19 protein-coding genes are annotated in these 26,272 nt (G+C 61.5%); 5 read left to right on the forward strand and 14 right to left on the reverse strand.

Annotated elements, in window-relative coordinates:
• Window positions 1-94: 94 nt before the first annotated feature.
• The 14 genes from BJ928_RS23225 to BJ928_RS23295 all read right to left on the reverse strand — a co-directional run bounded on the left by BJ928_RS23225 (window position 95) and on the right by BJ928_RS23295 (window position 19,138).
• Complete coding sequence (locus BJ928_RS23225; protein ID WP_047632453.1) at window positions 95-601, reverse strand: hypothetical protein; 507 nt, start codon at window positions 599-601, stop codon at window positions 95-97.
• Window positions 602-737: 136 nt separating this feature from the next.
• Window positions 738-3,395 (reverse strand): nitrate reductase, encoded by a 2,658-nt coding sequence (locus BJ928_RS23230; RefSeq protein ID WP_047632455.1) that lies wholly within the window; start codon window positions 3,393-3,395, stop codon window positions 738-740.
• Between the two features lie 219 nt (window positions 3,396-3,614).
• The gene (gene nirD, locus BJ928_RS23240; RefSeq protein ID WP_047632458.1) at window positions 3,615-3,944 is read right to left on the reverse strand and encodes a nitrite reductase small subunit NirD; all 330 of its coding nucleotides are present in this window, start codon (window positions 3,942-3,944) and stop codon (window positions 3,615-3,617) included.
• 10 nt (window positions 3,945-3,954) lie between these two features.
• Window positions 3,955-6,405 carry a nitrite reductase large subunit NirB gene (gene nirB, locus BJ928_RS23245; RefSeq protein ID WP_047632460.1) on the reverse strand — a complete coding sequence of 817 codons (2,451 nt, stop codon included), beginning with the start codon at window positions 6,403-6,405 and terminating at the stop codon, window positions 3,955-3,957.
• A 4-nt stretch (window positions 6,406-6,409) separates the two neighbouring features.
• Window positions 6,410-7,207: an ABC transporter ATP-binding protein gene (locus BJ928_RS23250; RefSeq protein ID WP_047632464.1), complete on the reverse strand. Its 798-nt coding sequence runs from the start codon at window positions 7,205-7,207 to the stop codon at window positions 6,410-6,412.
• A gap of 10 nt (window positions 7,208-7,217) precedes the next feature.
• Window positions 7,218-8,114 carry a nitrate ABC transporter permease gene (ntrB, locus tag BJ928_RS23255; protein WP_047632465.1) on the reverse strand — a complete coding sequence of 299 codons (897 nt, stop codon included), beginning with the start codon at window positions 8,112-8,114 and terminating at the stop codon, window positions 7,218-7,220.
• 34 nt (window positions 8,115-8,148) lie between these two features.
• Window positions 8,149-9,447, reverse strand: a complete 1,299-nt coding sequence (locus BJ928_RS23260; RefSeq protein ID WP_047632466.1) for a CmpA/NrtA family ABC transporter substrate-binding protein — start codon at window positions 9,445-9,447, stop codon at window positions 8,149-8,151.
• A gap of 369 nt (window positions 9,448-9,816) precedes the next feature.
• The gene (locus BJ928_RS23265; protein WP_052227747.1) at window positions 9,817-11,115 is read right to left on the reverse strand and encodes a CmpA/NrtA family ABC transporter substrate-binding protein; all 1,299 of its coding nucleotides are present in this window, start codon (window positions 11,113-11,115) and stop codon (window positions 9,817-9,819) included.
• Window positions 11,116-11,170: 55 nt separating this feature from the next.
• Window positions 11,171-11,758 (reverse strand): ANTAR domain-containing response regulator, encoded by a 588-nt coding sequence (locus BJ928_RS23270; RefSeq protein ID WP_047632468.1) that lies wholly within the window; start codon window positions 11,756-11,758, stop codon window positions 11,171-11,173.
• Between the two features lie 111 nt (window positions 11,759-11,869).
• The gene (locus tag BJ928_RS23275; RefSeq protein ID WP_047632469.1) at window positions 11,870-12,925 is read right to left on the reverse strand and encodes a siderophore-interacting protein; all 1,056 of its coding nucleotides are present in this window, start codon (window positions 12,923-12,925) and stop codon (window positions 11,870-11,872) included.
• The gene (fhuB, locus tag BJ928_RS23280; RefSeq protein ID WP_047632473.1) at window positions 12,922-14,913 is read right to left on the reverse strand and encodes a Fe(3+)-hydroxamate ABC transporter permease FhuB; all 1,992 of its coding nucleotides are present in this window, start codon (window positions 14,911-14,913) and stop codon (window positions 12,922-12,924) included. The genes BJ928_RS23275 and fhuB overlap by 4 nt, the downstream gene beginning before the upstream one ends.
• The gene (locus BJ928_RS23285) at window positions 14,906-15,799 is read right to left on the reverse strand and encodes an iron-siderophore ABC transporter substrate-binding protein (protein WP_047632476.1); all 894 of its coding nucleotides are present in this window, start codon (window positions 15,797-15,799) and stop codon (window positions 14,906-14,908) included. The genes fhuB and BJ928_RS23285 overlap by 8 nt, the downstream gene beginning before the upstream one ends.
• A 100-nt stretch (window positions 15,800-15,899) precedes the next feature.
• Entirely contained in the window at window positions 15,900-18,086 is a 2,187-nt protein-coding gene (locus BJ928_RS23290; RefSeq protein WP_052227748.1) for a TonB-dependent siderophore receptor, read from the reverse strand.
• Window positions 18,087-18,253: 167 nt separating this feature from the next.
• A complete protein-coding gene (locus BJ928_RS23295; RefSeq protein WP_047632479.1) occupies window positions 18,254-19,138 on the reverse strand; it encodes an AraC family transcriptional regulator in 885 nt (294 codons plus the stop codon).
• 285 nt (window positions 19,139-19,423) lie between these two features.
• Here BJ928_RS23295 and htpG point away from each other — a divergent pair, with 285 nt between their 5' ends.
• The 5 genes from htpG to BJ928_RS23320 all read left to right on the forward strand — a co-directional run bounded on the left by htpG (window position 19,424) and on the right by BJ928_RS23320 (window position 26,250).
• Window positions 19,424-21,313, forward strand: a complete 1,890-nt coding sequence (gene htpG / locus BJ928_RS23300; RefSeq protein WP_047632482.1) for a molecular chaperone HtpG — start codon at window positions 19,424-19,426, stop codon at window positions 21,311-21,313.
• A gap of 263 nt (window positions 21,314-21,576) precedes the next feature.
• The gene (locus tag BJ928_RS23305) at window positions 21,577-22,350 is read left to right on the forward strand and encodes a siderophore-interacting protein (RefSeq protein ID WP_047632484.1); all 774 of its coding nucleotides are present in this window, start codon (window positions 21,577-21,579) and stop codon (window positions 22,348-22,350) included.
• Between the two features lie 336 nt (window positions 22,351-22,686).
• Entirely contained in the window at window positions 22,687-24,426 is a 1,740-nt protein-coding gene (locus BJ928_RS23310; RefSeq protein WP_047632486.1) for a type I secretion system permease/ATPase, read from the forward strand.
• Window positions 24,423-25,733 (forward strand): HlyD family type I secretion periplasmic adaptor subunit, encoded by a 1,311-nt coding sequence (locus tag BJ928_RS23315; RefSeq protein WP_047632489.1) that lies wholly within the window; start codon window positions 24,423-24,425, stop codon window positions 25,731-25,733. Before BJ928_RS23310 ends, BJ928_RS23315 begins: the two co-directional genes overlap by 4 nt.
• Before the next feature lie 124 nt (window positions 25,734-25,857).
• Entirely contained in the window at window positions 25,858-26,250 is a 393-nt protein-coding gene (locus BJ928_RS23320; RefSeq protein WP_047632491.1) for a GFA family protein, read from the forward strand.
• The last annotated feature ends 22 nt before the right edge of the window (window positions 26,251-26,272 follow it).

Below are 26,272 nucleotides of genomic sequence, written 5' to 3' on the forward strand. Positions count from 1 at the left end.
GCGTTCGAGCGGATTGACGCCTTTGATGTTCCATTTAGCGGCTGCCATTGGCATGAATCGCTGACTGATGATGGCTCCAGTCAGCCAAAGACGGCTATTGACGCCGAAGATTGATTTCGCTTGTTACGACCGATTTGCCAGATGACAGATCTTTGTCGATGGTTCTGAGCGTCAACTGGCTATTGCCCTGCCGGCGAATGGTCATGTTCGCATTTCGGTCGCCGTTGACCAGCTTCGCCCAACGTACCGCTAGATTAATGGTGTCGCCCTGCCGGCTACCTGATAGCTGCGACGTCGCGCCGGATGGGCCGGTATAGGTGCCCGAATATCGGCTTCCTCGCGCCGTCAGCTGGGCCGAGATCGCACGATTGATGATGAGAAGGCCGCGGCAGTTTCCCTTCATCGAGATCGAAGCGCCTGGCGCGCTGATATTGAACTTGCAGGAAACATTGATGGGCGCGCTCCCGATCTTTCGAACGACCTTGCCGGTGCCCGTCCAATGACCATCAAGCGGCTTGAGAAATCCGCTCTCATCGGCGTAAACGGGCGCCGCGGCACAGAGCACGGCGATGATTGCGAGGAGGCATGCTTGACGGCGCATGATATCAACCCCTTGGATATGATGAGCATAGAACGCTGCAGCGACATCGACGGTTCCGTCGAAGCCATGATCTCATCATGCTTCTGCCGGGAGCGAGATTGCGATGCGGTGGGCGTCATAGCAAGAGCGGAGCTGCTCACTCCGCCGCCGCAGTCAGGCAGCCCTCGATGATGGCGCGGATCTCGGCGCGGCAGGAGCCGCAATTGGTCCCGGCATTAAGCTCCTTGCCGACGGCTTCGACGCTGTGACAGCCGCCCCGAATGGCCGCGACGATCTGATTGACGCCGACGCTGAAGCAGGAGCAGACCGTCGCACCCGCGTCGACGGTATCTGCTCCCGGTCTGCCTGCGATAAGCGCGAACCGCTTTCTGAGATCGCCATGTGACGCCGAGAGCTGGACGATTGCCCAATTTCGAGCGACTGCAACGGGCTGCCGGGCGATGAAGAGGGCTGCAAGCAGTCGCTCGCCATCGAAGAAGGCAAGGCGAAGGTCTCCGGAGGCTTGATCGGCGTAGCCGAGCGGTTCGAGGTCGGCTGCTATGTCGAATGTCGAGCGGCACCAGCCGATCCAGTCGTCGGGTGTCCTGTCGAATGCAAGCTCGGTTCGCCAGCCGCCATCGGCCTTGGCGAGCGCCCAATAGTCGCAGTCGAGATCACGCGGCTTTGCCGCGGAGACGGCGAAGCAATAATGCGATGCCTGGAAACGACGTGCGCCAACCGCGACATTCTTTGAAGCAGGCTGACCGGATATCGGGTCGATGACCGGGGCGACCACGGTGTCGATCCGGGCCTTGGCCGCAAAGCTGTCATTCCAATGCATCGGCACGAACAGGCTGCCGCGCGCCTGTCGCTCCGTCACCAAAGCGCGGACGATCACCTTGCCGTACAGGCTCTCGATCTCGATCAGGCTGGCTTCCGCGACGCCTATCTCGATCGCGTCGCGTGGATGAATTTCGGCGAAGGGTTCGGCAATGTGAGCCGATAGCCGCGGGCTCTTGCCGGTGCGCGTCATCGTATGCCAGTGATCGCGAACGCGACCGGTATTGAGGGTCAGAGGAAAGCGACTGTCGGTTCGATCGCTTGCCGGCGGCTCAATGGCGACGAAACGCGCCTTGCGATCGGGATGATAGAATCCGCCGGCTGCAAAGAAGCGCGTGAGCTTCGGCGGCGCTCCGGCAGGCTGCGGCCATTGGAAGGGCTGTAATGCCTCATACTCCTCCGGAACGATCGCGTCATAAGCACCAATGTCGAAATCGCGGCTGCCCTCGTTTTCGAAACCGGAGAGGCCTGCGTGCTCGGCGAAAATCTCAGCATTCGACTGAAAGTGGAAGGCCTCGGAAAATCCCATGCGACGGCCGACCTCGGCCATTTGCCACCAGTCGGGTCTAGCCTCGCCGGGTGATGCCAGAAATTGCCGCTGCCTGGAGATCCGCCGTTCGGAATTCGTGACAGTGCCGTCCTTTTCGCCCCAGCCGAGCGAGGGCAGCAGCACATGGGCGTGGCGTGTTGTGTCCGTTTCGCGCAGGACGTCGGAGACGACGACGAAGGGACAGGCCTTTATGGCCGCCTCGACGGCATCGGCATCCGGCATCGAGACGACCGGGTTGGTCGCCATGATCCACAGCGCCTTGATGCGGTCGTCCGCGACGGCGCGAAACATATCGACCGCCTTCAAGCCCGGCTTGGCGGCAATCCGCGGGGACCGCCAGAAGCGCTGCACACGATCTCGGTCTTCAGCACTCTCGACCGCCATATGAGCGGCAAGCATGTTGGCGAGCCCGCCGACCTCGCGGCCGCCCATGGCATTCGGCTGGCCGGTCAGCGAGAACGGCCCCATTCCGGGCCTGCCTATGCGGCCGGTCGCCAGATGGCAGTTGATGATCGCATTGACCTTGTCGGTGCCGGACGAGGATTGGTTGACGCCCTGGCTGTAGCAGGTAACGACCTTCTCGGTTTGGGCAAATAGCCGATAGAATTCGCGAAGCTGCATGGCGGGCAAGCCAGTCAGCTCAAGCACACAGTTGAACGACAGCGAACTGGCGGCAGCAAAAGCCTCGGCAAATCCGCCAGTATGTTCGGCAATGTAATTCTGGTCGATGGCATTGCTTGCGATCAGATGCTCGAAAAGACCTAGGAAAAGGGCGACATCTCCATCGGGGCGGATCGCCAGATGCAGGTCGGCGATATCGCAGGTCATGGTGCGGCGTGGATCGATGACAACGATCTTCATGGTCGGCCGCGCCGCCTTTGCTGCTGCCAGCCGCTGATAGATGACCGGATGGCACCAGGCGAGATTGGAGCCGGTGAGGATGACGAGGTCGGCAAGCTCGATATCCTCGTAGGTGCCTGGCACCGTGTCTGCGCCGAAGGCGCGACGATGGCCGGCGACGGAGGACGACATGCAGAGCCGCGAGTTCGTATCGATATTGCCGGAGCCGATAAAACCCTTCATCAGCTTGTTGGCGACGTAATAATCTTCCGTCAGCAGCTGGCCGGAGACATAGAAGGCAACGGAATCAGGTCCGTGCTCGGCAATCGTCTCGCTGAAGCGTTTCGCCACAAGATCGAGCGCCTCATCCCAGCTTACCCTCCGACCGGCGATTTCGGGGTGGAGCAGGCGGCCCTCGAGATCAAGGGTTTCGCCGAGCGCCGAGCCCTTCGAGCATAGGCGCCCGAAGTTGGAGGGATGATCGGGATCGCCCTTGACGGAGACCTTGCCGTCATCATCGACACTGGCGATGACGCCGCAGCCCACGCCGCAATAGGGGCAGGTGGTTTTGGTTTCAGCGGACATGGGTTGTGTCCATTGAATTCAAAATATGTGGTGAAACACCCCCCTCTGTCAGCTTCGCTGACATCTCCCCCATAAGGGGGGAAATTGGTGGGAGCAAGAGGCAGCCTCTGGTGAGCCAAGGCAAGGATTTTAGCGGTTGTGGCACAATGTGATCTCCCCCCTTATGGGGGAGATGTCCCGAAGGGACAGAGGGGGGTATTGTCCCACGCACCGTCATCTCTACTCCGCCGCCATCATCAGGCTTTCGAGCGCGATAAAGAGAGCGCCATCCTCGTTGCGGATGGGAATGGTGCGCACCTCGCCCTGGTCGGCGCCAAGCGCCTTGCCGGTTTCGAGCGAGATCACCCAGTTGTGCAGCGGGCAGGTGACGGCCGCGCCGTGAACGATGCCTTGGCTGAGCGGTCCACCCTTATGCGGGCAATGATCCTCGATGGCGAACACCTCGTTTTCAGCGGTGCGGAAGACAGCGATCTTGCCCTGCGGGGTCTTCACGCAGCGTGCCCCGCGCAGAGGGATGTCCGAGATATCGCCGATTTCAACCCAATTCATGTCGCTCTCCTCACTCGGCGGCCTGCGGGAAGCCAACCGTCGCCATCGGCCGGAATTCATGCTTGTCCTTGCCGGAGACACGCTCCGACCAGGGATCGACCTGCGCGAACTTCTGGCTGAAAACGAAGCGCTCGTAATAAGCCCTACGCTTTTCCTGATCCTGCATGATCTGGCGGCGGATCTCGTCGAGACCGATGCGCTTGGCCCATTTGTAGATGCGCTCGAGATAGCGACCCTGCTCGCGATACATCTGTGTCAGCGCCACGATGTGCTCGAGCGCCTCGTCTTCCGTCTTGACCAGGCCAAGCACCTCGGTGCCCTTGATGTCGAGGCCGGCGGCACCGGCGAAATGGATTTCGAAGCCGCTGTCGACGCAGATGACGCCAATGTCCTTGCAGGTCGCCTCGGCGCAGTTTCGCGGACAGCCGGAAACGGCCATCTTCAGCTTGGCCGGTGTCCAAGAGCCCCACATGAATTTCTCGATGCGGATGCCGAGGCCGGTGGAATCCTGCGTGCCGAAGCGGCACCAGTCGGAGCCGACGCAGGTCTTCACCGTGCGCAGGCCCTTGGCATAGGCTTGGCCTGAAATGAAGCCGGCCTTGCCGAGGTCGGCCCAGACGGCGGGCAGGTCCTCCTTCTGCACGCCGAGCAGGTCGATACGCTGACCGCCCGTCACCTTCACCATGGGTATCTCGAATTTGTCGACGACGTCGGCGATGGCGCGCAGTTCGTTCGAGCTGGTGACGCCGCCCCACATGCGCGGCACGACCGAATAAGTGCCGTCCTTCTGGATGTTGGCGTGCACGCGTTCATTGATGAAGCGCGACTGGTAGTCGTCGGCATATTCGTCCGGCCAGTCGCAGACGAGGTAGTAGTTCAGGGCCGGGCGGCACTTCGCGCAGCCGCAGGAGGTCTTCCATTCAAGTTCCTGCATAACAGCAGGAATTGTCTTCAACCCTTTGGCTTTTATCAATCTTCTGACATCGTCTTGGCCAAGTTCGGTGCAGGCGCACATCGGCTGCACGGCTTTGGGATTGTAGGCATCGCCAAGCGTGATCGACATCAGCTGTTCGACAAGGCCCGTGCAGGAACCGCAGGAGGCCGAGGCCTTCGTGTGAGCTCTGACATCGTCGAGCGATGTCAGGCTCTTGGCCGATATGGTTGACGTAATCTTGCCCTTGCAGACGCCGTTGCAGCCGCAGATTTCCGCATCATCCGGCAAGGCTGCAACGGCCGCCATAGGGTCCAGCGGCGACCCTCCCTGATAGGCCTGACCGAAGATCAGGGTCTCGCGCATCTCGGAAATGTCGGTCGCCTTCTTCTTCAGGTCGTTGAACCAGGCGCCGTCGGCTGTCTCGCCGTAGAGCACCGTGCCGATGATTCTGTTGTCCTTCAGGACCAGGCGCTTGTAGACCCCGGCTGCCGCGTCGCGCAGGACGATCTCCTCGCGGTCGTCGCCATCGGCGAAGTCGCCGAGCGAAAACAGGTCGATGCCGGTCACTTTCAGCTTCGTCGGCGTGTCCGCATGCACGAAGGCGGCGCCGGTTTCACCTGCCAGATGCGAGGCGGCGACACGTGCCATTTCGTAAAGCGGGGCGACGAGGCCGTAGACCATCCCGCCGACTTCGGCGCATTCGCCAAGCGCCATGATGCTGCCGTCCGAGGTCTGCATGCCGTCATCGACGACGATGCCCCGGTTGACGGCGATGCCTGCCTCCTTGGCAAGGCCAATATTGGGACGAATGCCGACGGCCATGACAACGAGCGTAGCGGGGACCACGCGCCCATCGTCGAGTTCGATCCCTTCGACCTTGCCGTCACCGACGATCGCCTTGGTGTTGGCCTTGGTGACGACCTTGATGCCGCGCTCCTCGACGGCCCTTTGCAGGAGATAGCCGGCGGCCGGGTCGAGCTGACGCTCCATGAGCGTCGGGTGCACATGGAGAACAGTGACATCCATGCCTCGCAGGCTGAGGCCGGCCGCTGCTTCGAGACCGAGCAGACCGCCACCAATGACAACAGCTTTCTCGCGCGATTGGGCGGCGAGCAGCATCGCCTGCACATCGTCGAGGTCGCGATAGGTGATGACCCCGCGCAATTCCTTGCCCGGAACCGGAATGATGAAGGGGACGGAGCCGGTCGCGATGACGAGCTTGTCGTAGCTCTCGGTCACACCGTGATCGGACGTAACGGTCTTGGCGACACGGTCGATGGCGACGATCTTGTGCCCCTTGTAGAGGGTGATGCCGTGCTTGATGTACCAGCCGTCGCCGTGGATGATGATCTGCTCAAAATCCTTTTCGCCTGATAGCACCGGCGACAGCATGATGCGGTCGTAATTGACGCGCGGTTCGGCATTGAAGATCGTGACCTCGTAGAGGCCGGGCGCCTTTTCCAGCAGATGCTCCAGCATGCGCCCTGGCGCCATGCCGTTGCCGATGATGACGAGTTTCTGGGTCATGATATCACTCCGCGGCTTCGACGAAGCGGTGGCGTTCGTAGAGGAACTTCAGCACGGCTTCGCGGCATTTGAGGTAGGTTCGGTCGGAGGCAAGCTCGATGCGGTTGCGCGGCCGTGCGATTGGCACTTCAAGGATATCGCCGATATGGGCGGCCGGGCCGTTGGTCATCATGACGATGCGGTCGGAGAGCAGCACCGCCTCGTCGACATCATGGGTGATCATGACAATGGTGCTGCCGAGGCGGTCGTGAATTTCCATCACGGCATCCTGAAGATGGGCACGGGTGAGCGCGTCCAGCGCCCCAAAGGGCTCGTCGAGCAGCAGAATCTTAGGCTGCATCGCAAGCGCCCGGGCAATCCCGACGCGCTGTTTCATGCCGCCTGATATTTCCGAGGGACGCTTGTCCTTGGCATGCGCCATCTGCACGAGATCGAGATTGCGCATCACCCAGTCATGGCGCTCGGCCTTGGTCTTGGTGCCGCGAAACACTTTCGAGACGGCAAGATTGACGTTCTCGTAGACGCTGAGCCAGGGCAGCAGGCTATGGTTCTGGAAGACCACGGCCCGATCCGGGCCGGGCGCGTTGACCTCGCGGTTCTCAAGCAGCACTGCGCCGGCGGAGACCGGCGTCAGGCCGGCGATGAGGTTGAGCAGGGTCGACTTGCCGCAGCCGGAGTGGCCGATGATCGAGACGAATTCGCCCTTGTCGATGACGAGTTCGATGCCCTTCAGGACTTCGGCCCGCTGGCCGCCGCGATCGAAGTATTTGTCGATATGATCGAGCTTCAGATAGGCGCTCATAGGGTTCTCCTCAATTGCTCGTCATGCCGCGGGTCACGACGGCACCAAGGCCTGCGACCAGACGATCGAGGACAAAGCCGGTGATGCCGATATAGGCGAGCGCCACGATGATGTCGGGCAGGCGCGAGGAGTTCCACGCGTCCCAGATGAAGAAGCCGATGCCGACGCCGCCCGTCAGCATTTCGGCGGCAACGATCGCAAGCCAGGAAAGCCCGGCGCCGATGCGCAGTCCGGTGAAGATGTAAGGGGCTGCCGCCGGCACCATGATGCGGAAGAAGAACTCGATCTGGTTCAGCCGCAGCACCTTGGCGACGTTGCGATAATCCTGCGGAATATTGCGCACGCCGACCGCCGTGTTGATGATGACGGGCCAGATCGAGGTGATGAAGATCACGAAGATCGCCGAGGGGTTGGAGTTCTGGAAGGCTGCGAGCGACAGCGGCAGCCAGGCTAGCGGCGGCACGGTGCGCAGCACCTGGAAGATCGGGTCGAGACCACGCATCGCCCAGACCGATTGCCCGATCACCGCGCCGATCAGCACGCCGGCGACAGCGGCAAGGCCGAAGCCATAGGCGACGCGTTGCAGGGAGACGAGCACGCGCCAGCCAAGCCCGATATCCTGCGGCCCATTGTAGAAGAAGGGATAGACGATGAGGTCATAGCTGTCCTGCCAGACCTGCGATGGCGGCGGCAGGCTGGCACCCGGCTGCTCGCAGAGCAGCTGCCAGATCGCGAGCAGAAGTACCAGGACTACCAGGGGCGGGAGGATGCTACGCAAGATCGAGGCAGCAATGCGGGCCGGTTCGATGCGGCGAGCCGGGCGGGCCGCCAATGTCACGACATGGCTCTTTGCGGGAGCAGGCGCTTGCGCAACGGCGGCTTGCTGTTTGCGGGCGGTTACGGACATTGAACGAATCCTTTTTGGAAGAGAGTGCCGAGCATTACGACGCCACCTTGATCGAGAGGCTTTCGAGGTATGCAGTGGGGTTTTCGGGGTCGAAGACCTTGCCGTCGAAGAAGGTTTCCTTGCCGCGCGAGGCCGATGTGGGAATGTCCGATGCGGCAACGCCGAGATCCTTGGCGGCGTCGCGCCAGATATCCTGGCGGTTGACCTGACCGACCAGCGTCTTGATGTCGGTGTCGGGTGCGAACTTGCCCCAGCGGATGTTCTCGGTGATGAACCAGGCGTCATGGCTCTGATAGGGATAGGAAACGCCGCCCTTCCAGAACTTCATGTAGAGATCGGTGCCCTTGGCGATGCGGCCGTTGCCGTAGTTGATGTCGCCCTTCAAGCGGCCGAGCACGTCCTTGGGCGGCACGTTGAACCACTGCCGCTTGCCGAGGATGGTGGCCATCTCCTCCTTATTGGCCATGCTGTCGCACCATTGCTGGGCTTCCATGACGGCCATCAGCAATGCCTTGGCGGCCTTCGGGTTCTTCTCGATCCAGTCGGCGCGCATCCCGAGAGCCTTTTCCGGATGGCCCTTCCAGATCTCGCCGGTCGTGCAGGCGGTAAAGCCGATGCCCTGGTTGACGAGCTGTTCGTTCCAGGGCTCGCCGACACAAAAGACGTCCATGTTGCCGACCTTCATGTTCGCCACCATCTGCGGCGGCGGCACGACGATGGTCGAGACGTCCTTGTCGGGATGGATACTGCCGGCCGCCAGCCAATAGCGAATCCATAGATCATGCGTGCCGCCCGGGAAGGTCATGGCTGCCTTGATCTCCCGGCCTGCGGCTCTCTTCGCGTCGAAGACGGCTTTCAGCTTGGATGAGTCCAGTTGGACGCCGGTTTCCGCATATTCCTTGGCGACCGAAATGCCCTGGCTGTCGTAGTTGAGGCGGGCAAGGATCGCCATCGGCACGGGTTGGTTGTTCTGCGTCACCTTGCCGGTGTGCATGAGGTAGGGGAGCGGCGAGAGGATGTGCGCGCCGTCGATGCCGTTTGCCGCGCCGCCAAGCACAAGATTATCGCGCGTCGCGCCCCACGAGGCCTGCTTGCCCACATCGACGTCGGGGAGGCCGTGTTTCTCGAACAGACCTTTTTCCTTGGCGATGATGAGCGGTGCGGAGTCGGTCAGCGCGATATAGCCGAGCTTTGCTCCGGACACTTCCGGTCCGGCCGCCGCTGCAAAGGCGCCGGAGGGGAAAGCCGTCTTGACGGCGCCGATCAGGGCTGCCGTGGCGGACGTCTTCAACAGGTTTCGGCGGGTAACGCCACCGGATAGAATTGTTTTCACTTGCAGTTTCCCCTTGTTTTGCTCGTGACGCTTGGATTTCGGGCATAAAAAAACGCCGCTCGGTTGTTGCTGCCCGGGACAGGAACGGAGTCCCCGGGGCAAGAACCTTGCGACGTCGATGTCTTTGCGAGCGCGTTTCCCGCGCATTGCCTGCCTTGATCGCCATTGATCGCGGCGAGATTAGATAAGCAAACTGTATGCCAGTTTGTGGAGGCGATATCATCCCATTGTAATTTCTGGATTATTCAGCGAGGCAGCACGCGGGATTACCTCGCAGGCAATTGCGATTTCTGCAAATATTTTGAGCGGATGCCGCACCCTCAATTTTCGATTTTGCGCTTATTCTGTGCAGCGCAGAATAGCCGGACGCTAAATGTCGTCGCCCGAAGCCAATGTCACATGTGTCGTCTTCACGGCGAATCCGGCGACATAGGCAGCCATACCCGCGGGATCGAAAACATGTCCGTCCATGAAGCGGTCGCCGTCTTCGTCGCCCTCAATGCGAATATCGGCATTGTCGGGCAGCGCCTCGTTCCCGAGCGCCAGCCGATAAAGGTCGGGACGGTAGGCCGAGGCTGCCATCTTCATGTTCTGCTCGGACAGCGTGCTCTGCCCCCAGCGTATCATCTGGCTGAAGATCCAAAGCGCCTGGCTCGGCCGCGGATAATTGGCGAAGCCGGCATGGAAGCTGAAATATCGATCGATTACTCGCCGATTGCCCCTGGCATCGAGGTTGAACTCTCCTGCAAGGACGTGGCGGATGATGTCAATCGGGGCGGCGATATAGCGCTGATCGGCAAGCGCCTCGGCAAGGGCGTCGTGATTTTCCGCCCGGTCGCACCAGCGCGCCGCCGCGTCTAGCGCCACGATGAGGCGCGAAACGGTTTCGGGATGGCTTTCGGCCCATTCCGGCCGCATGCCGATGACCTTTTCCGGCGCCGAAGGCCAGATATCCTGCTTGGCCGCAACGATGCGGCCAACGCCACGCTCGGAAGCGACCATGTTCCAGGGGGCGCCGACGCAAAAGCCGTCAATGGCGCCGGCCGCAAGTGCATCCGATGTGAGGGGCGGGGGCACGACGACAAGCTTTACGTCCCGGTCGGGATCAATGCCGCCGGCCGCCAGCCAATAGCGGAATTCGTAATTATGCGAGGAGAACGGGTAGGTCATGCCGAGCGTCGGCGGCTGCTCCCCGCGCTCCTTCATGTTCCTTACGACTTTCGCGAGCGCCTGCGCATTTTCCAAGGCGCTCGCGTGATCGGAAAGGCCTGTCTCGTTGCACATGCGGTCGAACAGCCGCGTCGAGAGAGTGATGGCATTGCCGCCGCAGCCGAGCGAGAAAGGGGTGATCGTCGGCGAGGGATTCGAGCCGAGCCCGAGCATGGCTGCGACCGGCATCGGGGAGAGCATGTGGGCGATGTCGAATTGGCGAAAGGCAAGCCGGTCTCGGACATTGGCCCAGGAGACGTCCTTGACGAGATCGAGTGCGATACCCTCCTTGCGGGCAAAGCCGAATTCTGCAGCCGCGATCAGGACCGAAGCGTCAACGAGTGGAATGAAGCCTGCGCGCAATATGCGTGGACCTTCGCTCGCAATCCGTGCGGGCGCGGGAGGATTGCTGTTGCCCGCCTTTTGCCTTCCGGTGGGAGGCGCTGCTTGCACTCTCATATTCACTCCGATGTCTCCCGTTTCAGGGTGACGGCCGAGATGGAGCTTGCGACACTCACATCAGCAACCCCGCTGCGGTTACGACACTTTGCGCGATTTCGGACATCTTCTTCTTTTCGTTCATGGCCGTCTGCCGCAGCAGCGCGAAGGCCTCGTCCTCCGAAAGACCGCGCATCTTCATCAGGATGCCCTTCGCACGCTCGACGACCTTGCGTTCTTCCAGCGCCGATTTGGCTTCCGCCAGCTCTCGCTGCAGCCGGTTGAAGGCGTTGAAACGGCTGACGGCCATGTCGAGGATCGGTTTCACCCGCTCCTTCTTCAGCCCGTCGACGATGTAGGCGGAAACGCCGGCCTCGACCGCCGCCTCGATGGAGGCCGTATCGGAGCGGTCGACGAACATGGCGATCGGTCGCCCCACGGTTCGCGTCAGCTGGAACAGATGCTCCATCATGTCCCGGTTCGGATTTTCGAGATCGATAATAATGACGTCGGGGCGAAGCGTCTCGATCGTGCGTGCGACACCCTGCACCTCGTGGATAACAGTCACGCGCGCATGGCCCGCCTCCCGCAAACCCTCTTCGATGATCGAGGCACGGATCGTGTTTTCGTCGATCACAAGAATGGTCAGATCGAGACGGCTCATACCGTCTTTATGACGCAGCGCAGCAAAATCGGCAAGTCATTCGCCGAAATATTAGGCGGAAATATTGGTTGCCTAATATTTATTCATATTTGTGTTGGTTTGGCTAATTCCTCAGCACCGCTGCCAATAGGCGGCGATGCTGAAGCTGCCCGGCTCGCGCGCGATCTCCGTTTTGACGAAGGTACGGATGGCGCGGGCCTGCTTCTGTTCGCAAGCCGCCCAGATGTAGGTTTCGGGGTCGGCCGCCGGCACGAGATCGCGCATGATGCGCTCGAGCGTGTCGGTCGTCCCTGCCGGCGCATCATTGCGATGCAGCCAGGTGAGGTTCATCGATGTGCTGGAGATGAGGGGCTGCTCCTCTTCCTTGTTCGCCACTTCCAGAAATACGCGCAAGTCTGCATCGGCCGGCATGGCGGCCGCGATGCGGGCAATGGCGGGCAAAGCCGTCTCGTCGCCGGCGAGAATGAGCTTGCGAGCCGCCGGAACGCCACCGCCGCCTGGCCCGATGAGGCCGGCGCGATCACCCGGGCGGGCCGTCATCGCCCAGGTTGCTCCCGGTACGTTGTCGCCTTCATGCACGACGAAGTCGATGTCCATTTGACTGCGGGCAAGGTCGATGTTGCGGATCGTATAGGCACGCAGGGTCAGTTCATCCTCGCCCTTCGGCCAATGGATGCGGCCGTCCGGCTCCGTATGCGGCCAGACCGGCTCGCGTCCCTTTGGCGGAATGAGGAGGCGAACATGCAGTCCACCCTCGACGAAATGCCTGGCGTCATCGGTCGCGACTACGACCCGGCGCATATGCGGGGTGATGTCGTAGGCATCGACGACGCTGATCTCACGGAAGTTCGGTATGGTGGACGGCTGCGGTCCATCGGCCCAGTTCAGGTCGAGTGCATTGCCTGTGGAGAGTTCGAAGAGGTTCTCGACGACCATGCTGCGTATGGTGAAGAGCATCGCCGCCGTCGGGCAACGCAGCTTGATATCGAGGCGATCGTCGCTGACGGCGATGTCGGCGCTGCCGATGACGGTTTCAAGGCGTGCACCTGCGTCACTCCGCGTAATCGTGACATGTTCGGCAAAGCGCGCGCAGAACTGATCCAGCAACTGGCCGGCATCTTTGTGCGTGGCGACGCCGGAAGCGGTGAAATCCCTTGCGTGCATCATTGCTTTGTCTCCTTGCGGGTCAGGAACCAGATGAGATAGGGGCCGCCGATCAGAGCCGCGAACAGGCCGACGGGCACCTCGTAGGGAAAGATGACGATCCGCGACAGCCAATCGGCGAGCGTCAGCAGCATGGCGCCGAGCAGCAGTGTTGCCGCCAACTGCCTGCCGGTTTCGCGGAAACCGATCAGGCGGGCGAGATGCGGCGCGACCAATCCTGTCAGGCTGAGGGGGCCGACGAGGAAGGACGGAATGGCGGTCAGGAGAGCGGCCAGGACAGCCAGAGCGAGCCGGCTCATCGCAACCGACAGGCCGACTGAGCGGGAGACGCTGCCTCCAAGCGGCAGGACATCGAACCACCGCTTGAGAAGCGGCAACAGCGGAAGAAGAAGCACGGCCGAGAGAAGTCCCGTCCAAGCCTCCAAGGAACCGGCGCGGTTGGTCGATCCCGACAGCCAGGTCAGCAGGAGATAGCTGCGCAGATCGCCGCGGGAGAGGACGACGGTGACGATCGCCATCGATAGCGCGCCAATGGCGACGCCCGAAAGCAGCAGGCGTTCCGGGCCGAAGCCGCCGCGAGCGCTGATCGCCATCATGGCCAGGAATGCAACGAGGGCGCCGATCGTCATCGCGGCGATCGTGATGGCGGGTGAGGGGAAAGCAAAGAGGAAGAGTGCCGCCGTCAGTCCGGCGCCACCGCCGGCGCTGATGCCCAGGACTTCGGGGCCTGCGAGGGGATTGCCGGTCAGTCGCTGCATGATGAATCCGGCCGCTGCGAGCATGGTGCCGGCAGTGGCGGCAACGACGGTTCGCGGTAGCCGGAAAGGCAACAGCTCCCAGAATTGGTTGCCGATAGCCATCTGCCAGCCATCGATTCCGCGCCCGATCGAAAGCGCAAGAACTATCAGGAAGAGGCAGCTGACGACGAGCAAGACAAGCGCTCGTCCGGGGGCGGCGAGATTTAGCCTGGTTCGAAGGGTAGCATCCGCACGCAGCGCATTGGCCGAATGCAGCCTCGGCAAGAGCAGAAGCAGGAGCGGTCCGCCAAGAAGTGCTGTGGCAGCACCGGTGGGGGCAAGGTCCGTGAAGCCGGGCGACAGCAGCTGCACGGCACAATCCGTAAGGAACAGCAGCCCAGCGCCGGCGATCGGGGCGGCGATCAGCAATTGTCCGGTGCGGCGCGCTCCGCAAAATCTTGCAAGATGAGGTGCTGCAAGGCCGAGAAAGCCGATAACGCCGACCTGCGCCGTCACCGAGGCCGCAAGCCAGACGGCGATAAGAAGAATGGCGAAGCGCATGGCGTGCAAGGCAAGGCCAAGGCTCTTTGCTCTGCTGTCGTCCAGACTCATGACCGTAAGCGGTCGAATGAGTACAAGGGCTGCGGCAAAGCCGATGACGAGACGGGGTGCAAGGGTGATGACGCCATCCCAGCTTTGCTGATTGAGTGCGCCCGCGCCCCAGATGAAGACGGACATGGCATATTCGCCACGCGCAAGGATGATGGTGACGCTGAGCGCGGCGGCGACCAATGTCACCATCATGCCGCAGAGCGCCACCGTCACCGGATCGAGGCCACGGCGCCAGCTTAGAGCGAGAACGATGAGGACGGCCGCAAGCCCGCCGGCAAAGGCAGAAATCTCGCGCGGCAGGCCGATGAGCAGCGGAGAGAGACCAACGGCGATCGTCATCGCCAGTTGCGCGCCGGCGGTGATCCCGAGTGTCGAGGCGTCGGCGATCGGATTGCGCAGGACCCTTTGCAACAGAGCGCCGGAAAGGCCGAGCGCCGCCCCGGCGACGATCGCGATCGCCGAACGCGGCAGCAGGCTATCGGTGAGCAGAATATGGTTGAGGGTGGCCGCCCCAGGCATGTCAGGGGCAAGGTGCGGGCGCAGGACGATCAGCGCCGCAAAGGCGAGAATGCAGATAGCGCCCAGCAGCGCGCCGTTGCGCGCCAGCGATCTGCCTTTCGCAATCAGCGGGCGATCAACCATTCCATGCACGGGTCAGCCCTCCCGCAAGGAGATCGGCAAAACGCGCCGCTGCCGGCAACGCGCCATAGGGGTTGATGGAGCCGAGCGTGAGGACGCGGCCGTGCTGCACTGGTGGCAGCGCTTTCCAGAAGGCGCTTTGTTGCAATTCCACAAGCGCTTCTGCCGGATGTGGCGGAATGAGGACGATCCATGCTTCCGGCATGGCGGCGAGCCGCTCGATGCCGACGGGCGCGGTCGCCGAATAGCTCGTCAGCTCCGGCCAGGCATTGGCAAGGCCCGTGCGGCTCAGAACCTCGCCGAACATGCTGTCTGAGCCGAAGACGCGGAAGTGGTTGGCATCGCCGAGATTGATCGGCAGGATTGGGCGATGATCGCCCTTGCTGAACCTGCTGCGATAAGTGTCGAGCTTTTCTCGCGTTGCGTCGACGAGCGCGCGACCGGTGGCCAGCCCGAGCCGCTCACCGATCGCAAGCGTCATCTCTTCAGAACGCTGGTACGGGCTGGCTCCTGGTTGATAGACTGCATGGCTTTCGACCGGCGCGATCAGCCGCAGGCGCTCATCGGCCCAGGCATAGAAATTCGAATTGAAGATCAGGTCCGGCTTGGCGGCATAAAGCATTTCGAAATTCGGCGTGCCGCGCAGCCCGAGATCGGCGACTCCTGCGGGGATGGCAGGGGTAACGGCAACGTCCCGGAACTGCAGCAGCTCGGTGCCGGCGACCACATTGGCGCCGATCGAAAGCAGGGTTTCCAGAATGGCCCAATCGAGCGTTGCCACGCGCGGACCCGTCGCGGCGCGCGCCGGCCTCAAACCGGCAAGTGCACCGGCGCCTGCAATGGCAAGGAATTGCCGGCGCGACAGCCTGTGAGCGCTTCTTGCCGTCATGCTGGCATCGCCTTTGGTTTCAACGAATTCGAGGATTGCCTTGCGGCAATCCCCGGTCCTTTGCCATGATCGAGAAGAAAAGTATACTTTATTTCTCAACTTACCACTTCTTGCTGAGCTTGAAAGTGATGGTTCTGGCATCGCCGTAGCCGCAGACATTTTCCCCGGCGCAACCCGAGACATAGTCCTTGTCGAAGATGTTGGCGACGTTGAGCGAGGCGCCCCATCCCTTCTTTTCGTAGCGAATGCCGGCGTCGAAGAGCGTTGCGGAAGGCACCCGCAACGTATTGGCCTGATCCGCCCAGGACTTGCCCTGATAACGCACGCCGGCGCCGATGCTGAGACCATCGAGCGCGTCGCTGGTGAAAGCGTAATCTAGCCAAAGTGCGGCTGTAGAGTTCGGCACCAGATAAGGCGAATTGCCGATGATAGCGGTATTCAGGTCCTTGATGACTTCCAGATCTGTGTACGAATAGGAGCCGAGCAGCTTCCAGTTGTCGTCGAGATTGACCTTGCCTTCGAATTCGACGCCACGCGAACGCACTTCGCCGATCTGGCGCTGCAGGAAGGTGGTGGGATCGGTCAGAGCCATGTTCTTGCGGTCGATCTGGAAGATAGACGCCGTGAACAGGCCGTCGATGAAGTCCGGCTCGTACTTGATGCCGGCCTCGTATTGCTCGCCCTTTTCAGGCGTCAGGCCGCCACCGGTGACGCTGGTGCCGATCAGCGGATTAAAGAAGGTGCCGGCGCTGATATAGGGCGTGATGCCGTTGGAGAACTCATAGGCAAGACCCGCCCGGCCGCTCGGCGCGTTTTCGTTCGACTTGTAGGTCGTGCCGATCTTCGAGTCGGAGTTGGTATCGACGAAGTCGTAGCGGCCGTTGAGCGTGACCAGCCAGCCGCCGCCGAAGCGCATCTGGTCCTGCGTATAGATGCCGAGCTGCTGCTGCGTCATGACCTGATTGAGGTAGACGAAATTGGTCCCCTGCGGCGTGCCATAGACCGGGTTGGTGGCGCTGATCGGGTTGGAGCCGCAGCAGGCCTGGATCTGGTCGAGGCGATAGATCGAATAGTCGGTGCCGATCAGGAAATCATGGCTGATCGGGCCGGTGTCGAACTTGTTCTCCGCGCGGGTATCGACCGAGAAGGTGTCGACCTTCGAACGCTCGAAGAAGCCGATGCGGTTCAGCATATAGTTCGGATCATTGTAGGAGGGGCTGAGCGGATTGCCGTCGACGTAGCCGTTCAGATATGGGCCTTCCTCACGCTTATAGAGGTGACCGTAACGCGCATTCTGCGACACGGTCCAGCCGCCGTCGAAATCATGCGAGAATTCATAGCCAAGCATCTGCTGGGCGTATTTCAGATTGTCGATGCTGCGCTCGCCATAGAATGCATCGCGCTTGATCTTGCCGAAAGGCGCATCGACGACGGTGCCGACATAGGGGAAGAAGCCGTTGCCGCTGTGGATCTCGTCGAGGCCGCTCAGCATGCCGAAGACGGTCAGCTTGGTGGACTCATCCGGCGAAATGGTGACCTGCGGCATGATGAAGCCGCGCAGATCGCGCGTGCCGTCGCTATACGTATCGCCACCGGCGATCTTGCCGGTCAGGCGGTAGCGATAGACGCCATCGGCCGAGAGCTTGTCGGAGAAATCGAAGCCGATGAAGGCATTGCCGAGATTGTTGATGCCGATCTCGGTCGAATATTGCGGGGTGTCGGTCGGCTCCTTGCGGACCATGTTGACGAGGCCGCCCGGATTGGCGCCGCCGTAAAGCACGGAAGACGGCCCCTTCAGCACTTCGACACGCTCGAGCATGTAGGGATCGATCTGGAAGCCGCCGAAGCCGTAGCTGTAGAGCGTCAGGCCATTCATGAAGACGCCGGTCTGCGTGGCGTCGAAGCCGCGAATGTAAAACCAGTCGGTGTCGCCGTCGTTGCCGAAGGGCTGGGTGGTGACGCCGGGCGTATAGCGCAGCGCTTCGTCCACCTTGTTGGTGATGCCGCGATCCTGCATTTCCTGCTGGCCGATGACGGAGACCGATTGCGGCACTTCGGTGAGCGGCGTGTCGGATTTCGAGCCCGACGTCGTCTTTTTGGCGACGTAGCCTTTGACCGGCGCCGTGCCGCTGTCTTCACCCTTCTGCTGCGCGCCCTGAATGACCAGCGGCTGCAGTTCGGTGGCGGCCTCTTGCGCCATGAGCTGCGAGCTCGACATCAGCGCGATCATGGCTACGCCCGTCGCCATGAGCCGTGCCCGCGATACGTCCTGCTTCAATCCCTGCATTTCCCTATTTGTCCCGAATTCTTGCGCCCGTTCGGCCCTGCGGCCGATCCCTCGATAAGATGAGCAATTAACTCATATTTACAAACGCGGCTTGTCTGTCACGGGGGAAATTGAATGTTTTTGGGCAATTCTCCGCGAAGCGCGCAATTGCTCGTGGAGTGTGGTTTTCAGGCAAGCCTGCTGCGTTTCCAGCTTGCCGGCGCTGCGCCGACATTCTTGCGGAAGACGCGGGTGAAATGCGCCTGATCGGCAAAGCCGGTTTCGACGGCGACCGTCGTCAGCGGCATCTCGCTGTTCAGCAGCAGGTGCTTGGCGCGCTCGAGCCTGGCCTGCGTCTGCCACTGATGCGGCGGCAGGCCGGTAGAGGCCTTGAAGGCATGGCTGAAATGCGATTGCGAAAGGCCGGTCAGCACCGCAAGTTCTTCCAGCCGGATGGCGCGCGTGCAATGTTCTTCGATATAGTCGACCGCGCGGCGCAACTGCCACGTGGCAAGGCCGCTGCGCTTGCGTGGCTGCGTTCCCCGTAACTGCAACACGTCGATCAGCAGCGAAAGCGTCAGGCCGTCGCCATAGAGATCGTGCAGCGGCTCGGGGTTTTCGCACTCGGCGGCGATCAGCTCCGCAAGTGCCATCACGCGTTGGTCGTTGAAATGCAGCTGCGGGCGGTCAAGCTGTGCCGGATCAATGTTTTCCATCAGCCGCTGGCTGACAATCTCGGCGTTGAAATGAATATCGAGGTGTCGGACGAACTCGACACCTGAGATGTCGACCCAAAGCTCCATGCCGGCAGGGATATAGGAGATGCGCCCGCTGTCGTAATCCTGCAACTGGCTCTTTGCGCGCGGTGTCGGCCGAACATGGGTTGTGCCGGCGCCGCGCTGTTCGAGAAGAATGAACAGGCGCGGATCGCGCGCAACATAGTATCCGCCTGCCTGTGCCGCGCAGTTGACGTTCCAGATATCGGCAACAATTCCGTTCCAGTGGCGGCGATGCATGCCGCCGACGACGGAAAAGCCTCCGATCTTGTTCTGCATTCTTGGCTGAAACGTCATTTGCAGCTTCCGGTATCGCTCCCTCGCAATAATCCTTCAGGTTAAACTCAAGTTATTATAGGAACGCGACGAAGATGGCAATCATGAGCTTGTGATGTGAGGTGTTGTCTGCGGGGCCTTTCGACTGAAGCCCGGAACAACGCGCCCAATTGACGATTGTACATGCTGGACGGCAAGCCTATCCGCCCGTTTTGCGCCTGCTGCAACAACGCCCGCTTGAAATTTCGCTCGTCTTCCGCCACCTGTGCGGCGCGACTTTTGTTATTCCCAGGAGACTAGACGCCTATGACGACCACTACCGCAGAAAATACCGCCGAAAGCCACGTCTTCGAGGCCGACGTTGCCCGCCTTCTGCACATGATGGTTCACTCGGTTTATTCAGACAAGGATGTCTTCCTGCGCGAGCTGATCTCGAATGCGGCAGATGCCTGCGAGAAGCTGCGCTACGAGGCGATTGCCCACCCCGGCCTGCTGGCAAACGATCCCGATAGCCGTATCCTGCTCACGCTCGATGCCGATGGCAACAAGCTCATCGTGGAAGACAACGGTATCGGGATGAGCCGTGACGAGATGATCGAGGCGCTCGGCACGATCGCCCGCTCCGGCACGCGCGCCTTTATGGAACGCATCGAGGCCAACAAGCAGGGCGAGGGCGCGCAGCTCATCGGTCAGTTCGGCGTCGGCTTCTATTCCTGTTTCATGGTCGCCGACCGGGTTGACGTCGTCTCGCGCCGCGCCGGCGCTGAAGACGCGTGGCTCTGGTCTTCCGACGGCAAGGGCGGTTACAGCGTTGCCCCCATCGACGTAAACGAAGCTCCGGCCCGTGGCACCCGCATCACGCTGCATCTGATGGAAGATGCCAAAAGCTACGCTTCGCGCTGGAGCGTCGAGCGCATCGTCAAGGAACAGTCGGGTCACGTGCCGGTGCCGATCAAGATCGCCGAAAAGCCGGGCGAGGAACCAACACAGCTGACGGACGGCACCGCGCTCTGGACCAAATCGAAGAACGACATCACGACGGAAGAATATACCGATTTCTATCGCGGCGTTTCCGGCCAGTATGACGAGCCGGCGCTGACCGTGCATTTCCGCGCCGAGGGCCGTCACGAATATTCGGCGCTCGCCTTCGTGCCAGGCTCGCAGCCTTTCGATCTCTTCGATCCCGACCGCAAGGGCCGCATGAAGCTCTATGTGAAGCGCGTCTTCATCACCGACGAGGCGGAATTGCTGCCGCGCTATCTCCGCTTCGTGCGCGGTCTCGTCGACACGTCGGACCTGCCGCTCAACGTCTCGCGCGAGATGATCCAGGAAAGCCCGATCCTGACGGCGATCCGCAAGGGCGTCACCAATCGCATCATCACTGCGATCGAAAAGCAGGCGGAAAGCGATCACGACGCCTTCCTGAAGATCTGGGAGAATTTCGGCAGCCTTATCAAGGAAGGCATCTATGAAGATTTCGAGCGTCGCTCGCAGCTTCTGGCGCTCTCGCGCTTCCGCACGACCACTTCAGGAGATGGCTATCGCTCGCTCGCCGACTATGTCAGGGATGCCAAGGAAGGCCAGCAGGCGATCTATTATCTCGTCGGCGGCAGCCTGGAGCAGTTGAAGGCGTCGCCGCAGCTTGAAGGTTTCCGCGCTCGTGGCATCGAAGTTCTGTTGCTGACCGATTCTGTCGACAGCTTCTGGGTGACGAATGCCCCGGAATTCGAAGGCAAGAGCTTCAAGTCCATCACTCAAGGCTCCGCGGATCTTGCCCAGTTCAAGAAGCAGGATGAGGACAAGCCGGAAAGCGACGGCGCGCCCGCGGAAGTGCAGGCATTCCTCGACTATGCCAAGCAGAGGCTTGCCGACGAGGTTTCGGACGTGCGAGCTTCGGATCGCCTCGTCGAAAGCGCCGTCTGCCTCGTTGCTGCCGAGCAAGGCTATGACCGCCAGCTTGAGAAGATCCTGCAAGGTGCGGGCCGTCTGCAGTCCGGCGCCAAGCCGATCCTCGAAATCAACATGGATCACCCTGTCGTGAAGGCGATTGCCGCCAAGGCGGATGCGCCGTCCTTGCGTGACGATGCCGCCTTCCTTCTGCTCGATCAGGCCCGCGTGCTCGATGGCGACAAGCCCGCCGATCCGCGCGCCTTTGCCGAGCGCCTGGCGCGCTTGATGGAGAAGGCGCTGCAGTAACTCAACGGAAATCGGCGCGGCCTGCTGGGCCGCGCCGCTCTGCCGCAACGAAGATTGCCGATAGCTCAAAAACTTGTCTCCAATTATCATCTTTTCGTTGCGCGAAGAGAATTCCTCTTCTATAGAGGACACAGATTGGCCGGATATCGTTCGGCCACGTAAGCGTTAACGTCACTCAACGCGTATGATCGAACGGCTCTGCGGCTTCGGTCTGCGCGACTGTGTCCTGCGGATCGAGATCGAAGCGCCTCGAAAGGACACCAATGGATACCCCCCAGATTTCCACCCCTGCCGTCTCCGCACCGAAGATCGAGCGCGTGCGCCACGAACTGAAGCGGCGCTCCCTGACGGTGACGGCCATCGACAGGATCACGCCCGGCATGCTGCGCATCCAGCTGGCTGGCGAAGATCTCGCCGATTTCGTCAGCCTGGCGCCCGACGACCACATCAAGGTTCTGGTGCCGGGTGCGGGCGAGGAGATGGAGCGGCGCGACTATACGCCTCGCTACTATGATACCGATGCCCGGACTCTGGTCATCGATTTCGCCGTTCATGAGGCCGGACCCGCCACCCAATGGGCACTCGACGCTTCGGTCGGCGACAGGCTGGAGATCGGCGGTCCCCGCGGCTCGGCCGTCGTCTCCGCCGATATCGAGAACTGGTTGCTGATCGGCGATGAAACGGCACTGCCCGCGATCGGCCGCCGGATCGAAGAGGCGCGTGCCGGAGCGCGCATAACGGCCATCGCCGCCGTTGCCGACGCTTATGAGCGACAGGCATTTCTAAGCAATGCGCGGCTGGATATGCGTTGGGCGTATCGGCCTCTCTCGAAGGCGACAGATCCGTCTTCGCTCATCGAGATACTGCAGTCGATTGATGTGGCGCCCGGCACCTTCGTCTGGATCGCCGCCGAGGCCTCTGTCACCCGCGCTTTGCGCTCCTACCTCGTTGAAGAACGCGGCTATCCGCTGAGCTGGATCAAGGCATCCGGCTATTGGGTGAAGGGCAAGGCGGATACCACCGAGAAATTCGACTGAACAAGGCCCATACAGGCGGCATAAAGCCGCCTGTATCGCTTGATGTGATCGTCAGGCATCTTGCCGGAGCAAGCCGCTGCTCCATCTCATGGCACAACTGTCCCGTAAAAGGACAAGGCGTCCCGTGATAAGGTTGGGTTCACCGAAACTGCATTCGGGATAGATTTCGACTTCCTAAATAGCATGGGATCGCCGAAGGTTAGGCGCGAAGCGAGGGGATGGCCAAGGTCATCGGCGATCGCTTTGCGGGTTCATGGTGTCGAACGGGAGGCGGCGCCCTGGGCGTCATTTGAACCCCTGCCGTGCGCGACGGCCAATGTTGAGGATCGAAGCAAGGTGCTTGCCGTCCCGAAAGACCCGCCGCAGACATTTGCTGCACTGATGCTGTCAACGCTTCGCAAGGCTTTCGTTGGTATCGCCTTGTCGAGTGCCGCCATCAACGTGCTGGCGCTGACCGGCTCCTTCTTCATGCTGCAGGTCTATGATCGGGTCATTCCGAGCCACAGCCTGCCAACCTTGCTGGGGCTCGTCGTTATCGTCGTGACCCTTTATCTGTTCCAAGGCGTTTTGGAATTCCTGCGCTCGATGCTGCTTGTCCGCATCGGCATGTCGCTCGACGAACGTCTGAATAGGCGGGTCTTTGGCGCGCTTCTGTTTCTGCCGACCAAACGGCAGACATCGGATGACGGCCTGCAATCCGTGCGTGATCTCGAGCAGATTCGCTCCTTTCTCTCCGGCAGCGGCTCGACGGCGCTGTTCGATCTGCCCTGGGTGCCGTTCTACCTGATCCTTTGTTTTCTGTTTCACTTCTGGATCGGCTTCACCGCATTATGCGGCGCTCTGCTGCTCGTCGGCCTCACCGTGGCTGCCGAAATGCTGTCGCGTCGGCCCGCTCTGGAGGCGGCCAAGTCTTCGGCGGCGCGTCTCGGCTTTGCCCAGGCGGCGCGGCGCAATTGGGAAGCTGCCGTTGCCATGGGCTTTTCCGGCCGTCTTACCGAGAAATGGGCTGTCATCAATGATGATTATCTCCGGCATCAGCTGACCGCGAGCACCGTCATCGGCGCACTGACCATTGCCGCCAAGGTTGCACGCATGATGCTCCAGTCCGGGGTTCTGGCCGTCGGCGCGATCCTCGTCATTCGCCAGGAAGCCACTGGCGGTATCATCATCGCCAGTTCGATCCTGGTGACGCGGGCGCTGGCGCCCGTCGAACTTGCGATCGGCCAGTGGAAGGGTTTTGTTGCCGCGCGCCAGGGCTGGACGCGGCTCGCCGCACTCCTCGATGTCATGCCATCCGAACGGCCCGCCTTTGCCCTCCCGCCGCCGTCGCGGGAACTCAGCGTCGAAAATATCAGCGTTTCGTCTCCCGGCAGCCGCGATCTCATCCTGCGCAATATCACGTTCAAGGTAGCAGCCGGCACTGTGCTTGGCGTCATCGGCCCAAGCGCGTCGGGCAAGTCGTCGCTGGCCCGCACGATTGCTGGCCTCTGGCCGGTTGCCGTCGGCGGGGTGAGGCTCGACCGAGCGGCTCTGTCGCAATGGGATACCGATGAGTTTGGACGGCATATTGGCTATCTGCCGCAGGATGTGGATCTTTTCGACGGTTCGATCGCCGAGAATATTTCGCGGTTTGCAGCCGATATGCGGACGGAGCCGGTCATCGCCGCAGCGAAGGCGGCGGGCATCTACGACATGATCGTCAAGCTCCCGGACGGTTTTGACACGAAGATCGGCGAAGGCGGATCGCGCCTTTCGGCTGGGCAGCGGCAACGCATCGCCTTGGCGCGGGCGCTTTACGGCGATCCGTTTCTGGTGGTTCTGGACGAGCCGAATTCGAATCTGGATGCGGAGGGAGAGGCGGCGCTGACATCTGCACTTGCGGGCGTGCGCGAGCGTGGCGGCATTGCGATCGTCGTCGCCCACAGGCCGAGCGCGCTCGCCGCCGCCGACACGGTCATGATCGTTGCCGGCGGTCAGGTCCAGGCCTTCGGGCCGAAGAAGGATATCCTCGGCCCGTCGCCCAAGCAGTTCGCAACGGCCCATCTGGCCGTTGCCGGTGGGGAGCCGCACGGATGAACGACACGCCTTCGCCATCGACCGAGCGGACGATCTGCCGCCTGTCGCTGCTCGTGGTCGCGGCCATCCTTCTTCTGTTTGGTGTCATGGGCGGTCTGGCGGCTGCAACCAGGATCGCCGGCGCAGTGGTCGCCTCGGGCACGCTTGTCGTCGACAGCTATGTGAAGCCGGTAAAGCACCTGAAGGGCGGGATCGCGCGGACAATCCTCGTGAAGAATGGCAATCATGTCGCTGCAGGCCAGGTGCTCGTCCGGCTTGACGACACCCAGACCAGAGCCAATCTCTCGATCATCCGCAAGCGGCTGAACGAACTCTCCGCCCGCACCGCGCGTCTGGCTGCGGAGCGTGACGGCCGGCGGGATATCGAGTTTCCGGCAGATCTGCTTTCCTCGGCCGGAAATACCGATGTCGCTTCCATTCTCTCGGGGGAGCAGCGGCTCTTTCGTGATCGCCAGGCATCGCGCGACGGTCAGAAGTCACAGCTTCACGAGCGCATTCAGCAGCTCAGGCAAGAGATCGACGGTCTCGTGGCGCAGGAAGAGGGCAAGCGCCGGGAGATCGCGCTCATCGCCAAGGAGCTCGGAAGCCTCGAAGGCCTGCTCAATCAGGGCATCATTTCGGCGACAAAGGTCTATTCCCTGCAGCGGGAAAGCGCATCGCTGAACGGCGATCTCGGCAATCTCGTTTCATCGGTCGCCCAGACCCGGGGCAAGATCGCCGAAACCGAGCTGCAGATCCTGCAGATCGATGCCGATCACAGTTCTGAGGTTTCCGATCAACTGCGCCAGGCCGAAAGCGACAGCGGCCAGTTTGCCGAGCGCCTGATCGCCGCCGAGGACGATCTGAAACGGATCGATATCAAGGCACCGCAGGCCGGGATCGTTGACCAGCTGAGCATCCATGCCGAAGGAGCCGTCATCTCGCCGGCAGAAGCGATCCTGCAGATCGTTCCGGACAAGGACGCGCTCGTGGCGGAGCTGAAACTTCCACCGCAGGATATCGATCAGGTTGCCGTGGGGCAGGCGGTATCCTTGCGCTTTCCGGCCCTCAATCAACGGATCACGCCCGAGCTGAACGCGCATGTCGATACGATATCGGCGGATCTCGCGACGGACCAGCGTTCCGGCCAGAGCTATTATGTCGTCCGGGCAAAGGTGGTGAAGGAGGAATGGGATCGGCTGGGAGGGCTCACGCCGCTGCCCGGCATGCCGGTGGAGGCCTTCCTGCAAACGGGGGAGAGAAGCGTCCTTGCCTATCTGACGAAGCCGATGAGCGATCAGATCAGGCGGGCGTTCAGGGAGGACTAGTCGATCGGGCGCAGATCGGCTGGCGCTACGGAAGCACTGTTCGCCATTGCCTGCGGCGATCATTTGCACCGGCGATGCGGCCGATGTAAATGCTCCAGCTGGTTGATTTTCGGGGAGGGACAGCATGGATTGGTTCATGGGCGGTTGCCTGTGCGGCGGCGTCCGGTTTGCGGCGTCGGGGAAGCCATATCGGGTCGGCCTCTGCCATTGTCTCGATTGCCGCAAGCATCATGGCGCGCTTTTTCACGCTTCCGCGATATTTCCGCAGGACGCGGTGCGGATAGACGGTGAAACGCGCGACTATGCCGGGCGTTTCTTCTGTCCCCGATGCGGCTCGTCCGTTTTTTCCCGAACGGCGGACGAGATCGAGATCAATCTCGGATCTCTGGATGCCCCGGACCAACTGACGCCGACATACGAACTCTGGACCATCCGTCGCGAGTCATGGCTGCCGCCGTTTCCGCTGGCAAGACACCACGAGCGTGATCGGGACGCGACGAGCCGCTCCGAAGAGTAGATCGGCGCGTCACGTCTCCGTC

This window comes from Rhizobium sp. WW_1 (assembly GCF_003610155.1).
GTDB lineage: Bacteria > Pseudomonadota > Alphaproteobacteria > Rhizobiales > Rhizobiaceae > Rhizobium > Rhizobium tropici_A.

Bases quoted from the DNA above. Each gene is read 5' to 3' on its own strand.
- BJ928_RS23320 (WP_047632491.1), top strand. From the start codon at position 25,858: ATGGATTGGTTCATGGGCGGTTGCCTGTGCGGCGGCGTCCGGTTTGCG.
- BJ928_RS23265 (WP_052227747.1), bottom strand. From the start codon at position 11,115: ATGAGAGTGCAAGCAGCGCCTCCCACCGGAAGGCAAAAGGCGGGCAAC.
- htpG (WP_047632482.1), top strand. From the start codon at position 19,424: ATGACGACCACTACCGCAGAAAATACCGCCGAAAGCCACGTCTTCGAG.
- BJ928_RS23290 (WP_052227748.1), bottom strand. From the start codon at position 18,086: ATGCAGGGATTGAAGCAGGACGTATCGCGGGCACGGCTCATGGCGACG.
- BJ928_RS23250 (WP_047632464.1), bottom strand. From the start codon at position 7,207: ATGAGCGCCTATCTGAAGCTCGATCATATCGACAAATACTTCGATCGC.
- ntrB (WP_047632465.1), bottom strand. From the start codon at position 8,114: ATGTCCGTAACCGCCCGCAAACAGCAAGCCGCCGTTGCGCAAGCGCCT.
- BJ928_RS23295 (WP_047632479.1), bottom strand. From the start codon at position 19,138: ATGACGTTTCAGCCAAGAATGCAGAACAAGATCGGAGGCTTTTCCGTC.
- BJ928_RS23275 (WP_047632469.1), bottom strand. From the start codon at position 12,925: ATGATGCACGCAAGGGATTTCACCGCTTCCGGCGTCGCCACGCACAAA.
- nirB (WP_047632460.1), bottom strand. From the start codon at position 6,405: ATGACCCAGAAACTCGTCATCATCGGCAACGGCATGGCGCCAGGGCGC.
- BJ928_RS23285 (WP_047632476.1), bottom strand. From the start codon at position 15,799: ATGACGGCAAGAAGCGCTCACAGGCTGTCGCGCCGGCAATTCCTTGCC.
- BJ928_RS23225 (WP_047632453.1), bottom strand. From the start codon at position 601: ATGCGCCGTCAAGCATGCCTCCTCGCAATCATCGCCGTGCTCTGTGCC.
- fhuB (WP_047632473.1), bottom strand. From the start codon at position 14,913: ATGGTTGATCGCCCGCTGATTGCGAAAGGCAGATCGCTGGCGCGCAAC.
- BJ928_RS23315 (WP_047632489.1), top strand. From the start codon at position 24,423: ATGAACGACACGCCTTCGCCATCGACCGAGCGGACGATCTGCCGCCTG.
- BJ928_RS23305 (WP_047632484.1), top strand. From the start codon at position 21,577: ATGGATACCCCCCAGATTTCCACCCCTGCCGTCTCCGCACCGAAGATC.
- nirD (WP_047632458.1), bottom strand. From the start codon at position 3,944: ATGAATTGGGTTGAAATCGGCGATATCTCGGACATCCCTCTGCGCGGG.
- BJ928_RS23270 (WP_047632468.1), bottom strand. From the start codon at position 11,758: ATGAGCCGTCTCGATCTGACCATTCTTGTGATCGACGAAAACACGATC.
- BJ928_RS23230 (WP_047632455.1), bottom strand. From the start codon at position 3,395: ATGTCCGCTGAAACCAAAACCACCTGCCCCTATTGCGGCGTGGGCTGC.